Origin of the sequence: Clostridium sp. HBUAS56010, assembly GCF_007115105.1 — a bacterium.
GTDB lineage: Bacteria > Bacillota > Clostridia > Lachnospirales > Lachnospiraceae > Lacrimispora.
Window position 1 is genome coordinate 65,778 of sequence record NZ_SULJ01000010.1, and the last position, 23,156, is coordinate 88,933.

Below are 23,156 nucleotides of genomic sequence, written 5' to 3' on the forward strand. Positions count from 1 at the left end.
CCTCTACTCTCTCATGCCATATGCAATCAGGGAGTCGCCGGCATTTACGCCCATGGCAACAGTCTCATAAAGAACAATCCCATCATATTCCCCATGGCACTCCTGTAACTTATTTCCCCACACGTCTGTAACAATTCCCAGCAATTCTCCTTTTTTAAAGCAATCACCTGGTCTTTTCTTATAATACCAGAAACCTTGATGTTGGCAGTCCACATAGGTGGCTGTGACTATCTGGGACTGGGGAATCTCCGCTTTATCTTCCTCTCCCTCTAACACCCCTAAATGAATCAGGACATTACTGACCTCTTTTTTATAACTTGTAACCTCTTCCTGGGAATACACTCCGCCTCCGCCCCGTTCCATCAAAATGGACGGTACCCCTTGAATAGCGGCATAGTTATAGGAGCCAGTTGTAGCAGACGACCTCACCCGAACTGGCATTTTCGTAGCTTCTGCCATCTTCCTGGAGATTTCACAGACCTGTTCTTTTGCTGTTCCGGCATAGTAAACAAAAGGCATTACCTGTTCATGGGTATCTCCTGCATGTAAATCAATGTAATAATCTGCCTGACTGTGCAGCTCTTTCTCAATGGTATACGCAATTTTTTCTGACAGGGTCCCTTCCTTTTTTCCTGGAAACATCCGATTTAGATTTTTACCGTCTTCTGGTACAAAAAGGCGGGTAAAGCTATGAACTGCCTGCGGATTGGCTGCCAGAAGAAAAATCAGGGTTCCGTTTATCCTTGAAGGTTCTATCTCTCTGGACAGTTCCATAGCCGTCTGAATTCCGATGTATTCTGCACCATGAATCCCTGCGGATACGACTGCCACAGGACCTTTTTGTTCTCCGCAGATGGCACAAAAGGGCAGTTCCAATGAATGGTTATATACCGGAAGCATTGCATGAAGCTTTGTTCCTTTTTTTAACTGGTGTGTTCCGATCTGAAACATGATTACTCTCCTTCTTGGATTGCCAGAGGTTCTCCCTGCCCCATGGATTCCACATCAAAAATAGCATGCAGAAGTTTTCTGGCATAGGGATGGGTTATCTCTCCGATTGTTTTTACATGTTGTATCTCCGCAACCTTTCCTTTATATAGAAACAAAACATGGCTGCAAAGATAAGTGACAGAGGTCAGATCATGGGTGATGAACAGATAAGTCAGTTCTTTTTGTTTCTGGACTTCTTTTAATAAATCCATGATCTGCACCTGGGTATGAGCGTCCAGGGAACTGATCGCTTCGTCAAAAAGAATCACCGACGGATTTACCGCCAGAGCACGGGCAATGCAGACACGCTGCAACTGTCCTCCGCTCAGTTCATGAGGAAGCCGCTCCTTGTATTCAGGTAAAAGCCCTACCAGGCTAAGAAGATCATCGGTCTCGTTTTCCCGGTCAAGGCGGATTCCTTCCCGTCTTTCCCTTGCACGAAGCCCTTCTCCAATTAGCCCCCGCACAGTAAATCTTGGATTGGCAGATGTTGTGTAATCTTGAAACACCACGCTGATGACAGCCTTTTTCTTACCTTTTCTTCCTTTAAAATGTTGTTCTCCTTCCAGATAAACGGTTCCCCGATCCGGCTTTAAAAGCCCGCACAACACACGGCCAAGCGTGCTTTTCCCACTGCCGCTTTCTCCCAGAATTCCCAGGCACTCCCCTTTCTTCACATGAAAGGACACATCGTGTAGAATCTGCTGCCGTTCTGTTCCAAAGATGGTTGCCTGATTCTCCTTCTTAAAACTCACGTCAATATGCTCTGCCCGGATCATACAAGAACCTCCTCCTTTCCATGAATAGCTTCATGGTATTTCTTCATAACTGCCTTTTTCTTATCCACCAGTAACCGGGTATAGGAATCCTTGGGATTCTCATAAATCTGTTCAAAGGTTCCTTGATCTGCCGCCTTTCCCTGATTCAACACTAAAACCTGATCCGAGATGGCTGATATTACCCCCAGGTCATGGCTGATAAAAATCATGGCAGTCCGAAACTCCCTTTTAATCCTCACAAATTCCTTCATAATCTCATACTGGGTAATGGCATCAATGGCTGTTGTCGGCTCATCAGCAATCAAAAGATCTGGTTCCATGGACATGGCAAGACCAATCATAATTCTTTGAAGCATTCCTCCGCTTAACTGATGTGGATACTTTTTTAAAACCTCTGCCGGAGAATGAATCTTCATGGACTCTAGCATTTCTAAGGATTTTTTCAGAATCTCCCCCTTTTTCAGCCCCTGATGTTCCCGGTATGTCTCCCCAAGCTGTTCATCAATGCGGGTAAGAGGATCAAAACAGGTCATAGGATTTTGAAGAATCATCCCAATCTTTCCGCCTCTGATCCGGCGAAGCTGTTCTTTTGACTTGCCTATCAGATTTTCTCCCTGAAAAACCGCTTCACCTTTTGTCTGAAAATCCGTACCAAGAAGTCCCATTACCCCTTTTAAGCTCATACTCTTCCCGCTTCCGCTTTCTCCCAGAATCCCAAGACACTCTCCAGGCATAACCTCAAAATCAATGCCATGAACAATGGGTGTCACCTTCTTTTTCCGGTGGTGTTCCACCTGTAATCCTTTTACTTTTAAAACTGGTTCCATTAATCCTGTACCTCCTTTGGATCAAGGGCATCTCTTAACGCATCACCCAAAAGGTTAAATGCAGCCACAAGCACTACAATGGCAATACCAGGTGCAATCATCTGCACCGGATTGGTGGTCATCACGTTCTTTGCTTCATTCAGCATGGCTCCCCATTCGGGAGTCGGAGCCTGTACCCCAAGTCCCAGGAAAGAAAGGGTAGAGATATTTAAGATTGCCCAGCCAATATCCAGAGTTGCAAGCACTGCCATCTCCGCCGCAACACTGGGAAGTAAATGACGTACCATGATAAACCGTTCGCCGCTGCCGATACAACGGGAGAACAAAATGAAATTCTTGTCCCGGTATTTCATTACATTGGTCCGGATCATGCGGGCATACCATGCCCATTTAATCAGAACATTGGCAAGAATTACATTTCTCACATCAATGCCCAGAAGCGCTACCACTGCAAAGACCATGATCTGGCTGGGAAATGACATCATCACATCAACGGCACGCATAATAATTTCATCCACAGGTCCCCGGAAATACCCAGCCAAAAGTCCCATGATACAGCCAAGACCAATGGTGCCTGCCATGGTAACAAGGGATAAAAACAGGGTCGGACGAATTCCATAGATCATTCTGGATAGAATACATCTGCCTAACTGGTCCGTGCCAAGAGGATATTTCAGACTGAAACCTGCAAATTTATTTAAAATATCGTTTTCATAAGGATCATTGGGGGCAAATACCGGCGCAAATATGCCTAAAACCGCCACAAGAACAATCAGGCTCATCATGACCACAGCCATCTTATTTTTAAACAGCCGTTTCCACATATCAAGATACCTCCCTTCGAAGTCTGGGATCTGCAATACACTGAATGATATCAAACAGCAAATTAAATACCACAAATAATGTACCAATTAAAAGTACATACGTCTGGATCACAGGATAATCACGATTAAATATGGAAGTAATGCAAAGCTTTCCAAGTCCTGGCCATGCAAATACATTTTCCACTACAATAGTACCTGCCATAAGCTGGGGGACACTCATTCCGATTGCTACAATACAGGTATGCAGAGAGTTTTTTAAGATGTGCTTCACCAGTATGGTCCGCTGTTTTAACCCTCTTGCATTGGCATAAAGCACATAATCCTCTTTCATATTTTCCAGCATGTTGTTGCGGATCAGGCGGATATAGGTGGATATGTAGGTTAAAGATACGGTAAATGCCGGCAGAATCAGGTGCTTTACACTGCCGCTTCCGCTGGTGGGAAGAAGATCCCACTTAATGCTCACCAGCCAGATCAGTAACAGACCGATCCAGTAGGCGGGCATGGCGGTTGTCATAAATACAATTCCCCTCACCACCCGGTCAAACAGGCTGTCTTTATATACTGCACACAAAAAGCCAATAGGAAGGCTTAATATAATAACAAATACCAGAGATGCCATGGAAAGAGCAAAGGTTGCCGGCAGGCACCGTGTAATCTCTCCTAATACGGTTCTTGAGGGATTGGTATAGCTTACTCCAAAATCCAGCCGCAGACAGTCTGCTACCCACCGGACATACCGGATTAAGTAGGGAGCATTTAATCCCATCTCTTCCCGAACCTGCTCAATTGCCTCCTGGGTGATAACAGGAGTCTGGCGCACTCTCAATGCCACCTCTGCCGGATCTGACGGAATGAGATTGATAAATACAAAACACAAAAACGAAATCAGCAGCAGCAGCGGAATGGCTGAGAGCGTTCGTTTTACAATATAAGATTTCATCTTACTTCCTCCAAAATAAGCGGAGCAAAGAACTTTTCCCTTTAAATTCATATGAGAAAAGAGGGCGAACCAGCCTCTGGTTCCCCCTCTGCTGCTTTCCCTTAGGATTTCGGCAAAAGTCTTTCCTCTTTTGTCATTACTCGAAATACATCTGTCCAAAAGGAACTTCATACTGGGTCTGGGTAAACCCGACTTCCTTTAACTTTAATGTATAGATGGCTTTATTGCATTCATAAGTCAAGGGAATATATACAGCATCTTCATGAAGTCTGGTAAGTACAAAACTGTAAAGCTCCTGACGCTTCTCCTCATCGGTGGAAACCAGAATCTCTGTAATTGCCTCATCAATCTCTGCTTTATCCGGCAAGCCCTGCTGTGCCGCATAGTCTCCATATACCGGCTGTCTCATGGCTGACAGGGAGGACTGTGGGTCATAAGGGGTTCCCCAGCAGATATTAAATACCATATCAAAATGTCCTGCCTTCATGTTATCCCGGTAAGATTGTTCTTCTTCCCCTTTGATCTCCAGTCCAATCCCCAGCTTACCATATTCTGACTGGAGATACTCTGCAATGGTCTTTTCCGTTACACTGTCACTGTTGTATAAAAGAGAAAGTTTCATCTCTTTTCCGTCTTTTTCACGAACACCGCTGCTGTTCTTTACCCAGCCGGCTTTTTCCAGAATCTCCTCTGCTTTTGCAGTATCAAATTCATAGGCTTTTAAACCGATGTTGCTATATGGAACAGAGGTTGCAAACAGAGTATCTGCTGGCGCCTCCAGACCATAAAATACACCGTCTGAAATCGCCTGACGGTTGGTGGCATGCTGGAGTGCCTGACGGACAGCCGTATCCTTTAAGATCTCATTGGTGGTATTTAATACAATCTGTCTTGTAGAAGTCGGATTTGATAATGCAACACCAAAATCACTGCTTTCCTTGTATTTATTCACTGCATCGGCATCAATCATGTTTTTGCCGAAAATCAAATCAATCTCTCCCTTTTCAAGAGCGAGAATTCTGGTCTGGTTGTCCGGAATAACCTTTACCGTAATCTTCTTTACCTTCGGTTTTTCTCCCCAGTAATTCTCATTTGCTTCAAAAACTGCATATTCATCGGTTACAGACTCTTTTAAAATATACTGCCCGGTTCCTATGTATTCACTCACCCCATCCTTGGTGCTTCCATCTTTCATTGCCTTTGGAGAAATCATGGCAAATGGTCTGGTCACTCCAAGTTCTGTCAGCATAGGATAATAAGGTTTTGATAACTCGATGACAAAGGTTTCATCGTCGGGTGCGGAAACTCCTACTAAAAGATTCATCATCTCAAGCCAGGTATGGCGGTCTTTATTCTCTAAAATCGCATCAAAGTTTGCCTTGATCGCATTCGCATCACAGACCTCTCCATCCGAGAACGTGACACCTTTCCGGATCTTAAAGGTATAAATCTTTCCATCATCGCTAATGGTCCAGCTCTCAGCCAGACATGGGGCATACCCATCTTCTGTAATTGTGACCAGAGTCTCATAAAGCATCTCCTGGGCATACATTTCTCCAGCATACAGGTGTGGGTTTAAATCTCTGATATCCCGGTAATTAACAAATACTAGTTCTTCCTTTACGGCCTCTTTGGAACCGGCCGCCTGGCTTTCCCCTGCCTGAACCGTTCCTTCTGATGCCCCCTTTGTTCCGTCTGCTGGTTTGGAACATCCGGCTAATACAGCCGCACTCAAAAGACCTGCAAGGCAGGTATATAATAACTTTTTCTTCATAATCGTACCTCCTGATTTTATCACGCTATCTACTATATCATAGTTAGTTACAACTTACCAATATCAAAACATGGAGGCTTGGCTATAACGATTTGTTATACTCTGTTAATCGTTTCTTCAATTCACTGATATAATAACTGGCTTCCGGGGAAAGCTCTTTTTTCTTCTGCTTCACATATCCAAAGGTCAAAAACCGGTCACAGTCTTTCACTTTTAATGCCTTTATGCCCTGAGCTGCATACTCCTGTGAAACGAAATCAATACCCATACAACATACATCTGTATGCTTTAACATACTTTGAATCATGTAGTCACTGTTGGTGCACACTGCATTATTTAAATGCTCTGTGTCCAAAACCCCCACATTGATCCGTTCAATATGATGCTCCATGGCAAAGAAATCTTCGGTCCCCTCTACAAACTTCAATTGTTTTAACTCGTCAAACTCCAGATACTCTCTATCATACCAAGGGTGGCTCTCTCCCATATAAATACAGATTCCTCTATCATCAAGGGGATGGTATTCCAATTTCTTATGCCACATGATATGGCGAAAACATGGAAGCTGGGCATGTGCCAGATAAACAATTCCAATCTCTGATACATGTTCTGTCACATCGTCTGTTATTTCTTCCACCGTCCCTTCCCGATATCCAAACTGAATCTCTCTGTCCTGGTATTTATTATAAATTTCCGCCATCAGTCTGGTTAATATGCTGCTCTGATAGCCAGATACACAAAAATGATTGCCGGTCTGCTTCTGAACAAGAGCCTGAATCATATTGGAATTTTTCAAAATAGAACGTGCATAGCCATACAGAAGATTCCCCTGCTCCGTAATCTTCATTCCCCGGCTGTTTCGTTCAAATAACTGTACTCCCAGTTCCTTTTCCAGATTTGCAATCACCTTGCTCACATTAGGCTGGGAGGTGTATAACTGTTCTGCTGCCTTATTTAAACTTCCATGGTCAGCTGTTGCCACAAAGTATTCTAACTGTTTGATTTCCAACTGGAGTTCCCCTTTCTCATTGCAGTATTGGTCCTTATATCGTATAAGAATCATGCAAAAAAAGCCGATCCTGTCATGCGGTTACAGGAGCGGCTCTTTCGCAGGAGTCATGATCCCTCATGGGTCAAATGAAGGATGCGATCAGAGGATTAGTCTGATTAGAATATTCACACGCAGTTAGCTAAAACTAACTGTTAATATAGTAACACAGCCAAAGAAAAAAATCAAGGATTTATAGAGAAAAGAATTATCATCTAACGGCAAAAAAGCCGATCCTGTCATGCGGTTACAGGAGCGGCTTTTTTGTAGGAGTCATGATCCTTCACGGGTCAATGAAGGAGAATCTCAGAGGGTTAGTCTGATGTATAGAATATTCACACGTAGTTAGTATCAACTAACTGACTATATATTAGCACAGGACAAACTAAAAATCAAGGATTCCTGTTGAAATCATTTCTCATTTACCCGTTATTATCCTTTTAAGCCTGTTGTTGCAATTCCTTCCACAAAATATCTCTGTGCTGCAAAGAAGAGCAGAATCAGAGGAATCACAGAAACAAGAGCCATTGCCATGACGCTGTTCCACTGAACACTGGACTCTAAATCCAGACTCATACGAAGTGCCAGGGACAGAGGATACTTTGCAACGGTATTGATGTAAATGTTAGTATTAAAGAAATCATTCCAGGTCCATAAAAACTGGAACAAACCTGCTGAAAACAATGCCGGTTTTAACAGTGGCAAAAGAATCTGCCAGAAACACTGGAATGGTCCGCATCCATCCATATGAGCCGATTCATCAAGATCTCTTGGCAATCCTCTGAAAAACTGTACCATCATGAAGATGAAAAACGGATAACAGCCTAGTGCCGCCGGTGCAAAAAAGGTCAGATAAGAATCCAGCCAGCCAAGTTTATTAAATAAGGCATAACGTGGAATGATGATAATGGCGTTGGGAAGCATCAAAGTAGATAATAAAACCATAAACAACTGTTTATTTCCCGGAAAATCAAACCTGGCAAAGCCATAAGCCACGATGGAACAGGAGGCAAGGGTCAGCAGAGTGGTGGGCATAACCAGTTTAAAAGTATTTAAAAAGTAGGTGGTGTAGGTAAAGGTTCCCGAAGTCTTCCAGCCTTTGATAAAAGCATCCAGACTCCAGCTTTCCGGAAGAAAATTCAGACCTCCGAAGATTTCGCTGTTTGTCTTAAAGCAGGCCAGGAACAGCCACACAACAGGAAACAGCATAATGATCCCTACCAAAAATAATCCGATGTAGATCCATATGAGATTGAGCCGTTTTTTCGTCATGGTTTCCTCCTCTTAGTTATCGTAATAAACCCATTTTTTTGATGTGGCAAACAAAATCACAGTCATAACCATGATCAGGGCAAACATCATCCAGGATGTGGCACAGGCGTATCCCATTTTATAGAACTTGAATGCGTCGGTATACAGCTTCATTCCCAGTACATACGTCGCCTTGTTTGGACCGCCTCCGGTGATAACGAAAGCAGAGGTAAAGTTCTGAAGGGCTGTAATAAGCTGCATGATGATGTTAAAGAATGCAATGGATGTAATCATTGGCAAAGTAATCTTAAAGAATATCCGAAACCTGGAGGCCCCGTCAATTCTTGCTGCCTCATATAAAGACTGAGGTACCTGCTTTAACGCAGATAAGAATAATACCATGGAAGAGCCGAACTGCCAGATCTCTAACAGGCAGATGGTTATAATTGCGGTATCGGGATCACCCAGCCACTGGACGGAGGGGAGATGAAGAACATTTAAAATGCTGTTGATGAATCCGTCACTCATGAACAGAACCTTCCATAAAATGGACACTGCCACACTGCCGCTTAACAGAGACGGAATGTAGTAAATGGTACGGGTAAGGTTTATTCCCTTAATATCCCGGTTTAAAATCAGTGCGATGACCAGAGCAAGAACCACTTTGCCCGGTACGGTCACAAAGGTATATACTAATGTTACTGACACGGAATTCCAAAACTCTTTATCCTTTGTAATCAGCCTTACATAATTAGAGATTCCAACAAACTGGGGTGCATGAAATAAATCATAGTTGGTAAATGAATAGAAAAAGGAACTGACAAACGGATAAAGCTGAAAAATTAAAAATCCGGCAATCCAGATACACACATATGAAAATCCAATTTTATTTCGTTTGGTCCATCCGCCATGATTTGCCTTTTTCTTTACGACTGCTGCTGTTTTTGCCACAGGTATATCCTCCTCTCGTAAAAGCGGACAACAGGCAGCCCTTCCCTTCTGGTAAGGCTGCCCATCCCCTTATCCTTATTGCAGCACGCTTAAATAATCTTCAATTAAGTCAATGGCATTGTCTGCTGCTTCCTCCGGACTGCTCTGTCCGTATACAATGCTTTCAATCATATCTTCCTGAATGGCATATACTTCACTGCTGGTGGTCAGTCCTTTGTCGCTCTTTCCATTTAAGTCCATGGCAAGGTCAACGGCATTTACCACTGCTTCGCTTAATAAGCCTTTATCTGCGCATACCTTCCGGCTGGAAGCAACCGGAGGAATGGAACGGACATCTTTTAATGTCTCTGCTGCTTTTTCGTTATTATAGAAATAATTTAAGAAATCCAGTGCTTCATTTACATGCTTTGAATTCTTATTTACGGTCAAATACTGAGGAGTATCAGCAAAGTAGCCGTCATTAACCCGTTTCTCCATCATGGGCATCTGAACTACCGTAAAATCACCCTGGGTGTTTGCTTCTGTTAAAAGGTTGATTCCAGAGGAAGGTGCAAATCCAAATACGAACTTTCCATCAATCCATTTTGGATTGGTCTGGGTCGCTTCCTTAAAGGTGGCACTTTCACTGGCTGGCTGGAATACGCCGGAATCATAACAGTCCTTGATATAAGTAAGGACTTCCACAAGCTGTTCTTTTGTAAAGCTCATCTTCTTTTCCTCGTCAATAATAAAGGACTTTCCTGTCATCTGTCTTAAGTAAGGACGAAGAACATATTCACACATCAGTTTTGTATCTACATTAAAAAGATAATAATCCGGGTTTTCCTTATGAACTCTGGTTCCTTCTTCTAAAATGGAATCCCAGGTAAGAGGTTTTGTCAAATCCACCTTGGTAACCTCTGCTGCCTTTTTATCTGCAACAGTTGCCAGACAGGAAATTCCGGTAGGAAGTGCCAGGAGCTTGCCATCCCAGGTACCAAAGTTTGCAATAAAGTCCTGATCAAATCCGCTGGTATCAAAAACCTCCGGATAGTCAAGAATATTAACAAAGAAATCTCCTCTGGAAACATAATCCGGCATAGCATCTACATTCTGCTGCATGATATCAGGTGCTGTTCCATTGGCAAGCATGGTAGAAGTCTTGTCAATGTATCCATCCGCACTGTTCATCTCTGCCTCAATCACCACGTTGGGATGATCTTTCATATACTGGTCGATCACTGCTAATGTAGCTTCATTTCTCGTATCGCCGCCCCACCACATAAAGCGAAGGGTTACTTTCCCTCCATTGTCTGTCTTTGCATCTGAAGACTGACCTTTATCCGGTGTTTTTGTTCCCCCACTGGAACAACCTGTAAGTGCTCCAAAAACCATTACCCCTGCCAGCAAAGCTGCCATGATTTTTTTTGTCTGTTTCATCTCCCTCTCCCTTTCTCACTCAATCATTGGTTGATTACTTTATTTTAAGCCATGTTCCCTATTTTGAACAAGGGTTTCCAACTACACTTAGGTATCAAAAAGTACAAAGCTTGGAAAAATAGTATCATTTCTTACGTTATCGCTTCTTTACTTCCGATTTTTCTCAATAAATAATGAATCTTGTCCTAAAATCCTTTATAATAAAGAAAATGGAGGGGTAGCTATGTATAAAGTAATTATTGTAGACGATGAGACCAAGATCAGGAATGGTCTGGCACACATTTTCCCCTGGAAACAGTCAGGATTTGAAGTAATCGGGGATTTCTCCAATGGAAAAGCAGCCTATGACTTTGCCATGCACCATACCGTAGATCTCGTCCTCAGCGACATCCGTATGCCTGTGATGGATGGATTGGAACTTTCCGAACAATTGTTAAAGAAAAAAGAGATCAAACTAGTTCTGTTCAGTGGGTTCCAGGACTTTGATTATGCCCGGCGTGCCCTTAGAAACGGTGTGTTTGACTATCTTTTAAAACCTGTAAAATACGAGGATCTGCTTAACTGCCTGGAGCGGGTTAAGGCTTCCTTAGACTGCTTAAAACCTTGTGAGAAGCAGGAAGAAAATTTAAGCTATTACGACAAGATGATTGAGACGGTGAGAAATTATATTGAACAGGACTATCAGAATGCCACGCTGGAACGGGCAAGCCAGCTAGTAAATTTAAGTCCTAATTATCTGTCAAAGATTATGAAAGAACGGTCTGATTCCAGTTTTTCCGATTATCTGTTTGAGACAAGAATGAAGAATGCTGCAAGGATGCTGCGGGATATCCAGTTTAAGCATTACGAAATCGCTTACCGGGTGGGGTATGACAATCCAAAGAACTTTTCCAGGGCTTTTAAGCAATATTATCATATGTCTCCAAGAGAATACAGAGACTGTCAGAAGCCATGTTAAAGAAGAATTTTTACCGACGGTTTGTCTATTATTCCTGCTTAATCACCCTGCCCTTGACCCTTATTTTTCTGGCATTTATTTTGAAAGTCTCCGTAGACATGAAAACGGATATTGAAAAGAAGACCCAGAGTTCCCTCTACACCATCCGAGACAGCTATGATCTGATTCTTGACAACGCCATGGTACAGTATGACAATCTCACCAGAAACCCCCGGCTTGCCATTGCAGTAAAGAAAATGCTGGCTCATAACAGCTTTACTTATACTGATGTGCTTCTTACCAATAACGTAATGCAGAACTTCTCCACCATGGTAAACTACACGCCTTACCTGACGTCTGTTTACTATTACATGGATAACAACGAGAATTTCCTTACCTCCACCGATGGAATTCAAAGGATTCATACTTATCCGGATAAAAGCTGGCTGGATTCGTACGAAAACTCAGATAAGAACACATGGATTGAGCGGCGGACCATTAAGTTTTTCTCCTATGCCAATTCCTATCCCGTAGTGACCCTTTATAAACGCCTTACCATGTTTGACGGAGTGCTGGCACTGAATATTAACCCGGAACGTTTTCAGGAAACGCTAAATTATCAGCAGTCCGTCAATTCTGAATATCTGTATATTGTAGACAGCAAAGGCAATTTACTCTTTAACAGCAGTCAGGGCAAACGGTTTTATGAAACCTGCAAAGACCACCTGTCTCCTCTTATTTTAGAACCGGAAGAGGCAGAATACCAGAAAAGCTGGGTTACCATTGACGGAGAAAAGTACCTGATATCCCGTTTAAGCGGCAAATACGGGACTGTGCTGATCTCCTGTGTCAGCCGTCAGAGCCTGTTTTCCAAACTGTATCACAATATGGGACTGTTTTCCATTGTAATATGCCTGGTTATCGGAAGCAGTCTGTGGCTGGCTTATGACATAACTACCCAGAACTTTAAACAGATCGACTATATGGTACAGCTTTTTGCCGATGCGGAAAAGGGCATCTACCATATTAAGAAACCAAAGGATTTAAGGGATGAATATCATGTGATTTTAAATAATATCATTCAGATATTCTTGAAATCCACGGTCATAAAAAACCAACTTGCACTGAAAGAAGAAAAACAGAAACTGGCTGAATTTGCAGCTTTGCAGCTTCAGATCAATCCACATTTTCTGTTTAATACCCTTCAAACCCTGGATTTTAAGGCGCTGGAGCAGGAAAAGGATTCCACTGCCATGCACGAGATCATTACAGACCTTTCCGACATCTTAAAGTACTCCCTGGAGAATCCCAAACGCATGGTATCTCTCTCCGATGAACTGGACCACTTAAGAAAATACGACCGGATCCAGCATGTACGCTATGAAGACAAATACATTCTCTACCTGGAATATGAGGATGAGCTCCTGTCCCATCCCTTTATGCGGCTTCTCCTACAGCCTCTGGTGGAAAACAGTTTGTATCACGGAATTAAGCCCTTAGATGGAACCGGGTATATCAAGTTAAAGATTCACTCCAGACACGGGAAGATTCAGGTTGCAGTCATTGATACTGGTGTTGGAATGACAAAAGAGGAGATTGAAAATCTTTATTCCAGAATCAATGACAGTGCCGATCAAAACATCGGGCTTACCAATGTGAATCTCAGGCTGATTCTGCAGTACGGGGAAGACAGCCGGCTTCATATCCAAAGTAAACCCGGAGTGGGAACCTGCATCTCGTTTCAATTACCCATTGATTCCTGTTTCCAGGAATTCTCTAAAAATCCAGAAACAGATCAGGCGTCTGAACCCTTTTAAAAGGATTTCAGACGCCTGTATTTAAAATTCCCCTTATTTCTTAATCCAAGTTCTCTCCATTAGTCTTAATCACGTTCTTATACCAGTCAAAGGATTTCTTTTTCCTTCTGGATAAATCACCGCTCCCATCGTCATACTTTTCCACGTAAATGAATCCATAACGCTTTGCCATCTCCCCGGTGGAAGCGCTCACTAAGTCAATACAGCCCCAGGGCGTATAGCCCATTAATTCCACTCCGTCTTTCACTGCTTCTCTCATCTGTTCTATATGTTTGCTAAGATAATCAATGCGGTAATCATCTTTGATGGTGCCGTCTTCTTCGATTCTGTCGTAAGCACCCAGACCATTTTCCACTACCATCAGGGGAATCTGATAGCGTCCATAAAGTTCATTCAGCGTATAGCGCAGACCTTTGGGATCAATCTGCCAGCCCCAGTCACTGGCTTCTAAGTATGGATTTTTTAATCCACCCATGATGTTGCCGGAGATCTCCTTCTGGTCTGCTTTCACCGATGCACAATTTGACATATAGTAGCTGAACGTATAATAATCCACGCAGCCTTCCTTTAATATGATCCCGTCCTCCGGCTCTGCTGCAATCTCAATATGATGCTCTTTAAAATACCGCTTCATAAAATGAGGGTATTCACCCCGTACCTGAACATCACCGCAGAAGTAATTTAATACCTGATTCTGGTGCTGTGCCTCTAAAATATCATCTGGATTGCAGGTCAGCGGATAAGTTGTCATCTGAACAATCATGCAGCCAATCTTACAGTCAGGATCAATCTCATGACCTGCCTTTACGGCTAGTGCACTTGCCACAAACTGGTGGTGCAGCCCCTGGAAACGCAGTTGTTCCTGATCCACCTGGTGGTTAAAATCGGTTGTTCCTTCATTTAAGATACCAAGGGAAAGAAAGTTTCCTACTGGAGAGGTCCCAGAATTAATCTCATTAAAGGTCAGCCAGTATTTTACTTTTCCTTTATACCGTTTGAATAGTGTTCTGGCATAGGTTACAAATAAGTCAATGCAGGCTCTGGATGCCCAGCCATTATACTTTTCTGTTAATGCAAAAGGCATCTCATAATGAGAAATCGTAATCAGAGGCTCGATCTTGTGTTTTAAACATTCCTCAATAACCCGGTCATAAAACTCCAGCCCAGCTTCATTTGGTTCTGTCTCCATTCCTGTAGGGAATATTCTGGTCCATGCAATAGAGAAACGAAATACTTTAAATCCCATCTCTGCAAACAATGCGATATCTTCTTTATAATGGTGGTAAAAGTCAATGGCTTCATGGCTCGGATAAAAGGTATCTGGCTCTATGGTTTTTGTAATGCGCTTGGACCTGGTACTGGAACCCCCGGTACATACATCAGAAATGGAAACTCCTTTGCCCGCTTCTTTCCAGGCACCTTCACACTGGTTGGCTGCCACTGCGCCTCCCCATAAAAAGTTTTCAGCAAATACAGACATACTACACCTCTTTCTTTTTTAAACAATGGTTAACAATGTATCTCCAGCTTTTACCTGACTCTTTTGGCTGGGTTTCAAACTAACAAAGTTTGTCATATTGGATACTAATACAGGAGTTGTCAGGGAACATCCGGCTTTCTTAATCTTTTCCATGTCAAACTCCAGCAAAAGGCTTCCCTTTTTTACCGGATCACCCATCTTGCAGTGCAAAGTAAACCCGTCTCCATTGAGCTGAACCGTATCAAGTCCTACATGAATGAGCAGTTCCAATCCATGACTGGTGGTAATTCCAATGGCGTGCCTGGTATCAGTAACTGCGTCGATCACTCCGTCTGCGGGAGCAAATACTTTTCCCTCTTCCGGGATAATTGCCACACCTTCCCCAAGGACTCCACCGGAGAATACGGCATCTTCCACCTCCGTTAACGGAAGAACGGTTCCAGTAAGTGGACTGGATAATTCAATAGTTTTAATCAGAACATCTTTTTTCGGTTCCTGGACTTGCAAAACAGGTTCCGGCTCTTCTGTCTCCGGTTTATAAAGAATGAGTGTCATGATAAATGTCACAGCAAGGGAAATTACCAATGTAATAACTCCATTTATTACGTTGCCAAAACCTTCCCCGCCAATCATCTGTATCAGAGATAAGGAAGACGGGGAACCTCCCATGGAATAAGCTACCACATGGGTAATTCCTGCGTAGAAACCTGCAACACCTGCACCGATGACACTGGCAACCATGGGTGTCTTATACTTTAAGGTTACACCATACATGGATGGTTCTGTAACTCCGGCTATGATGGCAGAAATTCCTGCTGCAGAAGCCGTTGATTTTATATCTCTGTTTTTATTTTTAACTGCAACAGCCAGGGACGCGGCACCCTGTGCCAGGTTGGAACAAAACATGGTAACAACCAGCACTGCATCAAATCCAAGACTTGTAATCCCAATGGTTGCAATGGGAAGCAAGGCATAGTGCATACCTGTCATAATAATAAAAGGCATTCCTGCAGAAAGGAGCATAATGGCAAGCCAGCCAGCTTTGCTGTATAAAAGGCTGATTCCATTGGCAAGATAATTGCCAAGAACGCTTCCAATTGGTCCGACTACAACCAGTGCCAGAGGAACGGATATAAAGATTACAATCAGCGGTTTTAAAAACACTTTTACCAGACTGGGACAGATTTTATCTGCAAACCGTTCAATATAGCCCATAAGAGGAACAATTAATAAAACAGGCAGAACAGAGGAAGAATAAGTGGCAGATGTTACAGGAAGTCCAAAATAGGAAGCATTTCCTGCGCTTAACAGTCCGCCAATATCCGGATGAATTAAAAATGCGCCCACTACCATGGCAAGATAAATATTAGATCCAAGGCGTTTGGCTGTGGTCATTGCCAGCAGAACAGGCATGAAATAAAAGAACGCATCTCCTGCTGCATTTAAGATCACATAAGTACTTCCTGTGGTATCAACCAGATGGAATGTGGTCAGAAGAATCAACACCACTTTAATCATACCACACCCCAGCATGGCAGGAAGAAGAGGTGTCATACAGCCTGCAACAAAACCGGACAGCCGGGAGAATATATTTTCCTTTGGTCCGTCTCCTTTTGCTACGGTGGTTTCTTCAAACTTTCCGATCTTCACCAGTTCCCTGTATACATTTGACACTTCATTTCCGATAACGATCTGATACTGTCCACCCTGGCGGACCACCCGCAAAACTCCTGGTATTTTCTCAATTTGAGCATCTTTTGGAATTTTTTCGTCTTTTAATACAAATCTCAAACGGGTAATGCAGTGGGTAAGTCCTTCCACATTCTTTTCTCCGCCCACCTCTTCTAACACCATCTGAGCGGTTTTCGCATAATCAAATGCCATAATATTCTCCCCCTTTACAATAAGGTACTCTTATAAATCTATCTGAAAAGATACTTTTCCCAATCATAAAGCACCTTGTCATTCAATAAGAAACCCTGCAAAAAAGTAGTCTGATGTTAATAATTCAGACAACCTCTATGCAGGGTCCTGCCCGGATGCAATCTCTCTGTCCGGTAACAATCCCATCTCTCAGTTTTCATAAAAATCTCTGGTGACTTTCTCAATGTGAATCATCAGGTACATCATTTCTTCCCGGTCCATCTCATAATGGTACCGTTCATAAACATAGTCCGCAACCTTTACAATGCAGTTATAAGACTTCTTATACTTTTCCTTTAAGACCTGAAACCAGTTCTCATCGGTTGTCTCATATTGTTTGTTCTGCAGCATACGCTGTGCAAAGAAACGGATGTGGGTAACAAACCTCCGGTAATCCCAGGTCTCCGCATTCAGCTTCACCTGATAAGCCGATTCCACAATCTCTATAACATCCCGGATCATGGTTGTAATCAGCTCTAAATCTTCCGGTTCCTTTCTATTTAACTGACCATAGACAAAGTGAAAGGCGAGGAACATGGCTTCATCTTCTTCCATATCCAGATTCAACCTTCTTTTTATCAGATCAAGGGCATAAAGACCCACTTTAAACTCATTGGGGTAAAAACGCTTTCCTTCCCAAATCATGCCGTTGCGGAGTATCATTCCATTCCGGTAACGGTCTGCGGCTCCTGCAATGTGGTCGCAGACCGTTAAAATGGTTCGTTCATTTAATGGTATTCCCAGCTCCTGTTTTGCGTAGTCCACAATCTGTTCGCTGATCTCCCAGTATACCTGGGGAAGCTTTGCGAAATATTCTTCAAAATGCCTGGCATCCTTTTTATCATTCTGAATAAATACCCGTTCCACCAGCTTTCGGTCCAGTTTCTCACCTTTCTTCTTACCAAACCCAATCGCCCTGCCTTTCAGGATTACTTCTTTTCCTTCTGTATTATAGGCAAGGACCATATTATTATTTAATACCTTTTCAATCTTCATATTCCCCTTTTTTAAATCAAAAAAAGACAAGACCAGAGTACCATCACATCGTGTCATGTGATTCCATCTCTGTAGACCTTGCCTGCTTAACCAGTCACAAACTACATATCTATTTTGTATACCAAGTATAACATATTGAAATATAAAAGTCTATTTGTAATCCTGTTCAATCTTATGGCATGTTTTTGTACAAAACTTATAAATTACAGATTGAAATACCCTCGTTATCTCACGATAAGTCCTATCAAACAAATAAAACAAACGATAAAATACTTCTTTATGGAAACAAAATGATGTTGAGTGCAGTCAAATTCCAGCACAAAACTTTCTTGACAAATAACCTTGGCAGAGCTATTCTGATTAAGGAATTGCTTAATTAGATTTAATGGAATGAAGAGAAAGGAGGTTTCATGGATTATATCCAGGCACTGCATGTGATCACAGATCCTACCAGATATCAGATCCTGCATCTTTTGATGGAGCGACATTACTGCGTCCGGGCTGTATCAAAAAAACTGGGAATCAGTGAGCCTGCAGTCTCCCAGCAGATGAACATTCTGAAAAAAACCGGTATTATAACCGGATCTAAAATAGGTTATCATATGCACTATGTTGTGAATCTTGATGTGGCAGCACAGATATTCCGGCAGTTTTCAGAGGAATTCCATCTGTCTGCTCCAGAAAATTTCATGACAACGGAATGTATCTGCGAATACGAATGTGAAAGAAAAAAAGAATTACCTGAACGTTAGGAGTTTAAAATGGACAAAGAATACCTGATTCAAGACAAGCCTGCCAAAGCGCTGGCTATCTTTACCCTTCCGATGATTATCGGCAATCTGTTCCAACAGTTTTATACGATGGCGGACTCAGTCATTGTCGGCCGCTTTGTAAGTGAAGATGCGTTGGCAGCAATTGGTGCCTCCTATTCCTTTACCAATGTATTTATCTGTATCGCCATTGGCGGCGGAGTCGGTGCCACAGTTATTACAAGCCGCTATTTAGGCGCACGAAACTACAAAAAGATGATACAGTCCACGTGTACAGCTTTAATTGCGTTTCTTTTATTAAGCGTTGTTTTAGCAGCTATCGGCCTGATCTTTGGAAGAACCTTTATGATTTATCTAAACACACCGGAGAACATTCTTGATATGGCTTCGGATTACCTCGAGATTTATTTCTGGGGACTTCCATTTTTATTTATGTATAACATTGTGGCAGCTATCTTTAACGCCATTGGAAAGTCAAGAATTCCCCTATACCTTTTGATCTTTTCTTCTATATTAAACATATTGCTGGCTGTGTTTATGGTATATAACCTGGGACTTGGGGTAAAAGGAGCCGCATGGGCCACCTTTATGGCACAGGGAATCTCCGTTGTCTTATCCTTTTTCCTGCTGTTTAAAGAATTCAAAAAGTACTTTAGTTATTTAGAGAAGCCCGTTGACATGCCTGTTCTGGGTGAGATGTCCAGAGTTGCACTGCCCTCCATCCTCCAGCAGTCCACCGTGGCAATTGGTATGCTTCTCGTTCAGTCTGTGGTAAACAGCTTCGGAAGCGAGGTTCTCGCCGGATTCTCTTCTGCCATGCGTGTAGAGAGCATCTGCATCGTTCCGATGGCTGCCATCGGTAATGCCATGTCCTCCTACACGGCACAAAATCTGGGTGCCGGAAAACAGGACCGGGTCAAAAAAGGATTTCTGGCAGCTAACGGATATGTTCTTCTTTTTGCCGTTGTAACCTGTGTCATCCTGGAATTATTCTACACACCGATCGTAGGATTATTCCTTGGGGGAACCGGAACAGACCTGGCTTTTCAGACAGGAACCGGATACCTGCGTTTCATGGGATTCTTCTTTGTTATCATCGGACTGAAGATGACCACCGACGGACTGCTGCGGGGAGCCGCTGATATGAAGATGTTTACCATTGCCAACTTTGCAAACCTGGCGCTCCGGGTTATCATCGCCCTTTCCATGGCTCCCCATTATGGCATTGCCATGGTATGGTTTGCAGTTCCTGTAGGCTGGCTGGTGAATTTCATTATATCTTACCTCCAGTACCGGACCGGGAAATGGAAAACAATAAAAACCGCATAAAAACATGTTGGGAAAGAATCACATGTATGAAATCTGTGTACCCGTTAAACCATCATGTATAAGACAAAACAGCAGTAGATTATGACAATCTACTGCTGTTTTGTCTTATGGTGCTCCAGTTTCTTCTTTTCCTTCATATGAAAACCAGTCAAAATCCACAAAATTGCTGCTCTTATTTCCATTGGAAGATGCATACAGACCCAGGACTGTTCCGGTATATCCTCCTGCCGTTTCTCTGCTTAAAAATGTTCCATCCATATCAGAACCCAGCGCCGAATAGTCCTCCCCATTTTCCGAAAAGGAAAAAGAAAACTTCTGATTTTTCCCGTTCACCCTGAAAAAAAGTCGTTTTCCTATCCAGGAAACCATTCCAGATACTTCCTCCTGTCCATTGATACATTTTGTTACACGTATTTCTTTTCTTCCACCAAACTGCCCATATTCCAGGCGTATATGATACCGGTGATTCATAAGCAATGCCATACCTGCTGTTTCCCCTTCCAACGGTTCAAATTCCATAACCGTATCCATCTGAAAGCAGAAATGCTGTTGTCTGCGTCCCCAAAAGGAGGAGAACACCTCTTCTTTTATGGTATTTGGATGCAGAAACAAACGAAGGCAGCCTGCCCGCTCTGTCAGGCTATAGCTCTCATAAGTTGGTGTCCTGACTGTAATCCAGTCATTGCCCATGCTGGTATTGTTAAAATCATCACGAGCATATTTCTGTGTCCATACGAATTCTTCTAAATCCGGAGCCGGATAAGAGAATTCCACTCTTCCAGTATCGGGGCTGAACACAGGCCATTCCTCTTCCCATATGACAGGTACCGCAAATGTCTCTCTTCCAAGACTGCTGTAGCCATTTAAAGAGCGAACCCCCAGTAAAACCGCCCACCATTCTCCATTATGAAGCTGAATCAGATCCGCATGACCGGGATTGGTGATGGGATAATCCTTCCTTAGATTTCGATGCGTAATTAAGGGATTCCTTGGATTCGATTCATAAGGACCTGTAACAGACCGGCTTCGAAACACAGTCGCTGCATGATTGCGGAACGTTCCTCCCTCTGCAATCAACAGATAATACCAGTCCCCAATCTGATAAATATGGGGTCCCTCCGGAGCTGCAGCATTGACAAATGCTCCCTGTGTTAAAAGTACATGACGCTCTCCCTTTAACTCTCCTGTCTCCAGATCAAGTTCCTGCATCCAGATATGCCTGCCTCTTTCTGGCTGATCTGGATATGGACGGCAGTTTCCAAGATAGTAAGCCTTTCCCTCATCGAATACCAGCGACGGATCAATTCCCTCCGCCCCCTTTACCTCAACAGGGTTTGACCAAGGTCCTGCCGGATCCTTGGCGTAGACATAAAAATTAACATTATCCCTGTAATTTCCATTCTTCACCAGAGTTGTAATCACATAAAAACAATCATCTTCTTTTCTGTAAAAAATGGAAGAGGCATAGATTCCCTTTGAATCACTGACCCCTGATAAATCCAGTTGTTCCGGTGTGGATAATACATGACCAATCTGATGCCAATGGACAAAATCCCTGGAATGAAAAACCGGAATTCCAGGAAAATATTCAAAGGTGGAGGTCACAAGATAATAATCCTCCCCCTTCCGGCAAACGGAAGGGTCGGGATAAAAACCAGGGAGCAGCGGATTATGAAGACATTTCTCCATTACTCAACCCTCTTGGCAAGTTCCAACTGTTTGTTGATATCGCTGATTAGATAATCAGCCACAGTATCCGCATCATCCACACCATAACTTAACATCTGCATTGCCATAAAATAAGTTCCATCCGGATTTTTCAGTGCAGACCTCTCAAACACAGGATCAAATTTAAAGGAATTCCATTCCATAACCTTCTCATTGGCAATTGCCGTAATGCTTCCAGATAAGTCTAAAGCTGCCAGACCATTTTTATTTGCAGGTATGCCACGGGTATCTTTTAAAAGTTCTGCCCCTTCCGGTTCACCGAATAAGAACTGAATTAATGCAGCCGCCTCTGCCGGATGAGATGTGTTCTTTGGAATGGCAAATACCATGGCGGCTTTTGTCATACCACCTTTATGATCACCCATTTTAATGTAGTCCCCTACCTGGAATTCAAAACCTGGTGCTGCCTGAATATATTTTTTCAAGTTGCTGTCCCAGATATACATACCCGCATAGTGACCATCAATCCATCTCTGATTGGTATCCACCAGTTCTGATCCATCTCCTGCAAGAACTTCCAGAGTGGGAATTACATGACGCTCTTCTAAGAGACTGAGCCATTCCAGACCTTCTTTTATTTCTTCTTTACTGTATTGAAGCTCATTATTCTCTACCCATGGCTTTCCATAGACACTCTGCAGATAATATACCATCAGCGTCATACGATCTAAAGGATTTAAAATCAAAGGATAGTAAGTTCCATCTTCATAGGAAGCAAAGGCATCACCAACTGCGTACAGTTCCTCTAATGTGGTAGGAATCTCTACTCCCACCGCCTCCAGTCTGGTGGTATTCCAGAAGAACACCCTTCCAGTATTGCTGGCAGGCAGTGCCTGAAGCACGTTATTCGTTGTATAATAATCCAGATCAGACGAATCATAAGCAGTTAAATCAATAATATCCGATAATTTATTTAAATCATAAAACATGCTTCCATCTGGAGAGTAGTTAAATACCCAGTCCATGTTAAGCTGAATTACATCAGCCGCATTGCCTGATTTAAGGGCAAGAGCCACCTTTTCTTCATGACCAGTAAAGGACTCATATTCTGCCTCAACCTTAATGTTCGGATATTTCTTCTCAAATGCCTTGATTCCTTCCAGTGTTGCCTGATGTCTACTATCTCCGCCCCACCAGTTGATACGAAGCGTAATCGGATCTTTGGTATTGACGGTCAGTCCCTCCGCTTTTGCCGGCTCTGAACTTTCACTTTTCTCTGCCGCCTGGGTTGGTGCTGCTGTTTCTGCTTTCTGTGTAGGCATACAGCCTGCCAAAGAGCCAATCATTGCTCCTGTAAGTAATAATGCTATTCCCCTGTTCCATTTTTTCTGTTTCATTTTACCCCTCCAACATTTTTAAGAGTTTTCATT

Annotated in this window: 19 protein-coding genes; 4 read left to right on the forward strand and 15 right to left on the reverse strand. The window is 42.9% G+C overall.

The genetic code is table 11. The annotated features are described in order from the left end of the window. Nucleotides 1-3: 3 nt before the first annotated feature. From FAY33_RS14685 to FAY33_RS14730, 10 genes are all read right to left on the reverse strand, one after another. Nucleotides 4-951 carry a M14 family metallopeptidase gene (locus FAY33_RS14685; RefSeq protein WP_143321985.1) on the reverse strand — a complete coding sequence of 316 codons (948 nt, stop codon included), beginning with the start codon at nt 949-951 and terminating at the stop codon, nt 4-6. A gap of 2 nt (nt 952-953) precedes the next feature. Beyond that, nucleotides 954-1,769, reverse strand: coding sequence for an ABC transporter ATP-binding protein (locus tag FAY33_RS14690; protein ID WP_143321986.1), 816 nt, complete (start codon nt 1,767-1,769; stop codon nt 954-956). Further along, a complete protein-coding gene (locus FAY33_RS14695) occupies nt 1,766-2,596 on the reverse strand; it encodes an ABC transporter ATP-binding protein (protein WP_143321987.1) in 831 nt (276 codons plus the stop codon). Before FAY33_RS14695 ends, FAY33_RS14690 begins: the two co-directional genes overlap by 4 nt. Next, complete coding sequence (gene opp1C, locus FAY33_RS14700; protein WP_143321988.1) at nt 2,596-3,420, reverse strand: nickel/cobalt ABC transporter permease; 825 nt, start codon at nt 3,418-3,420, stop codon at nt 2,596-2,598. The genes FAY33_RS14695 and opp1C overlap by 1 nt, the downstream gene beginning before the upstream one ends. 1 nt (nt 3,421) lies before the next feature. Beyond that, entirely contained in the window at nt 3,422-4,363 is a 942-nt protein-coding gene (gene opp1B, locus FAY33_RS14705) for a nickel/cobalt ABC transporter permease (protein ID WP_143321989.1), read from the reverse strand. Nucleotides 4,364-4,499: 136 nt separating this feature from the next. Next, the gene (gene nikA / locus FAY33_RS14710; RefSeq protein ID WP_143321990.1) at nt 4,500-6,137 is read right to left on the reverse strand and encodes a nickel ABC transporter substrate-binding protein; all 1,638 of its coding nucleotides are present in this window, start codon (nt 6,135-6,137) and stop codon (nt 4,500-4,502) included. Nucleotides 6,138-6,219: 82 nt separating this feature from the next. After that, entirely contained in the window at nt 6,220-7,146 is a 927-nt protein-coding gene (locus FAY33_RS14715) for a LysR family transcriptional regulator (protein ID WP_207706029.1), read from the reverse strand. A gap of 471 nt (nt 7,147-7,617) precedes the next feature. Beyond that, the gene (locus FAY33_RS14720; protein WP_143321992.1) at nt 7,618-8,457 is read right to left on the reverse strand and encodes a carbohydrate ABC transporter permease; all 840 of its coding nucleotides are present in this window, start codon (nt 8,455-8,457) and stop codon (nt 7,618-7,620) included. A gap of 12 nt (nt 8,458-8,469) precedes the next feature. Continuing rightward, nucleotides 8,470-9,387, reverse strand: a complete 918-nt coding sequence (locus FAY33_RS14725; protein ID WP_143321993.1) for a sugar ABC transporter permease — start codon at nt 9,385-9,387, stop codon at nt 8,470-8,472. A gap of 75 nt (nt 9,388-9,462) precedes the next feature. Beyond that, nucleotides 9,463-10,806, reverse strand: a complete 1,344-nt coding sequence (locus tag FAY33_RS14730; protein ID WP_143321994.1) for an extracellular solute-binding protein — start codon at nt 10,804-10,806, stop codon at nt 9,463-9,465. Nucleotides 10,807-11,029: 223 nt separating this feature from the next. On the opposite strand from FAY33_RS14730, the gene FAY33_RS14735 reads away from it, so the two are divergent. Next, entirely contained in the window at nt 11,030-11,764 is a 735-nt protein-coding gene (locus FAY33_RS14735) for a response regulator (RefSeq protein WP_143321995.1), read from the forward strand. Then, nucleotides 11,758-13,560 carry a sensor histidine kinase gene (locus tag FAY33_RS14740; RefSeq protein WP_143321996.1) on the forward strand — a complete coding sequence of 601 codons (1,803 nt, stop codon included), beginning with the start codon at nt 11,758-11,760 and terminating at the stop codon, nt 13,558-13,560. Before FAY33_RS14735 ends, FAY33_RS14740 begins: the two co-directional genes overlap by 7 nt. A gap of 40 nt (nt 13,561-13,600) precedes the next feature. Here FAY33_RS14740 and FAY33_RS14745 read toward each other — a convergent pair whose 3' ends face one another. From FAY33_RS14745 to FAY33_RS14755, 3 genes are all read right to left on the reverse strand, one after another. Beyond that, nucleotides 13,601-15,040 carry a 6-phospho-beta-glucosidase gene (locus FAY33_RS14745; RefSeq protein WP_143321997.1) on the reverse strand — a complete coding sequence of 480 codons (1,440 nt, stop codon included), beginning with the start codon at nt 15,038-15,040 and terminating at the stop codon, nt 13,601-13,603. Nucleotides 15,041-15,058: 18 nt separating this feature from the next. Next, entirely contained in the window at nt 15,059-16,924 is a 1,866-nt protein-coding gene (locus tag FAY33_RS14750; protein WP_143321998.1) for a beta-glucoside-specific PTS transporter subunit IIABC, read from the reverse strand. A gap of 189 nt (nt 16,925-17,113) precedes the next feature. Further along, nucleotides 17,114-18,016: a PRD domain-containing protein gene (locus FAY33_RS14755; RefSeq protein ID WP_243126767.1), complete on the reverse strand. Its 903-nt coding sequence runs from the start codon at nt 18,014-18,016 to the stop codon at nt 17,114-17,116. A 353-nt stretch (nt 18,017-18,369) separates the two neighbouring features. On the opposite strand from FAY33_RS14755, the gene FAY33_RS14760 reads away from it, so the two are divergent. Both FAY33_RS14760 and FAY33_RS14765 read left to right on the forward strand, forming a co-directional pair. Continuing rightward, the gene (locus tag FAY33_RS14760) at nt 18,370-18,711 is read left to right on the forward strand and encodes a metalloregulator ArsR/SmtB family transcription factor (protein WP_143321999.1); all 342 of its coding nucleotides are present in this window, start codon (nt 18,370-18,372) and stop codon (nt 18,709-18,711) included. Nucleotides 18,712-18,720: 9 nt separating this feature from the next. Beyond that, nucleotides 18,721-20,058 carry an MATE family efflux transporter gene (locus FAY33_RS14765; protein WP_143322000.1) on the forward strand — a complete coding sequence of 446 codons (1,338 nt, stop codon included), beginning with the start codon at nt 18,721-18,723 and terminating at the stop codon, nt 20,056-20,058. A gap of 105 nt (nt 20,059-20,163) precedes the next feature. Here FAY33_RS14765 and FAY33_RS14770 read toward each other — a convergent pair whose 3' ends face one another. Next, entirely contained in the window at nt 20,164-21,747 is a 1,584-nt protein-coding gene (locus FAY33_RS14770) for a glycoside hydrolase family 43 protein (RefSeq protein ID WP_143322001.1), read from the reverse strand. Further along, on the reverse strand, nt 21,747-23,123 hold the full coding sequence (locus tag FAY33_RS14775) for an ABC transporter substrate-binding protein (RefSeq protein ID WP_143322002.1): 1,377 nt from the start codon (nt 23,121-23,123) through the stop codon (nt 21,747-21,749). The genes FAY33_RS14770 and FAY33_RS14775 overlap by 1 nt, the downstream gene beginning before the upstream one ends. Nucleotides 23,124-23,156: the final 33 nt, after the last annotated feature.

What these genes read in the sequence shown, in the direction of transcription:
- FAY33_RS14760 (WP_143321999.1), top strand. Translation starts at nt 18,370, where the DNA reads ATGGATTATATCCAGGCACTGCATGTGATCACAGATCCTACCAGATAT.
- FAY33_RS14740 (WP_143321996.1), top strand. Translation starts at nt 11,758, where the DNA reads ATGTTAAAGAAGAATTTTTACCGACGGTTTGTCTATTATTCCTGCTTA.
- nikA (WP_143321990.1), bottom strand. Translation starts at nt 6,137, where the DNA reads ATGAAGAAAAAGTTATTATATACCTGCCTTGCAGGTCTTTTGAGTGCG.
- FAY33_RS14750 (WP_143321998.1), bottom strand. Translation starts at nt 16,924, where the DNA reads ATGGCATTTGATTATGCGAAAACCGCTCAGATGGTGTTAGAAGAGGTG.
- FAY33_RS14765 (WP_143322000.1), top strand. Translation starts at nt 18,721, where the DNA reads ATGGACAAAGAATACCTGATTCAAGACAAGCCTGCCAAAGCGCTGGCT.
- opp1B (WP_143321989.1), bottom strand. Translation starts at nt 4,363, where the DNA reads ATGAAATCTTATATTGTAAAACGAACGCTCTCAGCCATTCCGCTGCTG.
- FAY33_RS14745 (WP_143321997.1), bottom strand. Translation starts at nt 15,040, where the DNA reads ATGTCTGTATTTGCTGAAAACTTTTTATGGGGAGGCGCAGTGGCAGCC.
- FAY33_RS14770 (WP_143322001.1), bottom strand. Translation starts at nt 21,747, where the DNA reads ATGGAGAAATGTCTTCATAATCCGCTGCTCCCTGGTTTTTATCCCGAC.
- FAY33_RS14775 (WP_143322002.1), bottom strand. Translation starts at nt 23,123, where the DNA reads ATGAAACAGAAAAAATGGAACAGGGGAATAGCATTATTACTTACAGGA.
- FAY33_RS14755 (WP_243126767.1), bottom strand. Translation starts at nt 18,016, where the DNA reads ATGACACGATGTGATGGTACTCTGGTCTTGTCTTTTTTTGATTTAAAA.
- FAY33_RS14690 (WP_143321986.1), bottom strand. Translation starts at nt 1,769, where the DNA reads ATGATCCGGGCAGAGCATATTGACGTGAGTTTTAAGAAGGAGAATCAG.
- FAY33_RS14735 (WP_143321995.1), top strand. Translation starts at nt 11,030, where the DNA reads ATGTATAAAGTAATTATTGTAGACGATGAGACCAAGATCAGGAATGGT.
- FAY33_RS14695 (WP_143321987.1), bottom strand. Translation starts at nt 2,596, where the DNA reads ATGGAACCAGTTTTAAAAGTAAAAGGATTACAGGTGGAACACCACCGG.
- FAY33_RS14720 (WP_143321992.1), bottom strand. Translation starts at nt 8,457, where the DNA reads ATGACGAAAAAACGGCTCAATCTCATATGGATCTACATCGGATTATTT.
- opp1C (WP_143321988.1), bottom strand. Translation starts at nt 3,420, where the DNA reads ATGTGGAAACGGCTGTTTAAAAATAAGATGGCTGTGGTCATGATGAGC.
- FAY33_RS14730 (WP_143321994.1), bottom strand. Translation starts at nt 10,806, where the DNA reads ATGAAACAGACAAAAAAAATCATGGCAGCTTTGCTGGCAGGGGTAATG.
- FAY33_RS14685 (WP_143321985.1), bottom strand. Translation starts at nt 951, where the DNA reads ATGTTTCAGATCGGAACACACCAGTTAAAAAAAGGAACAAAGCTTCAT.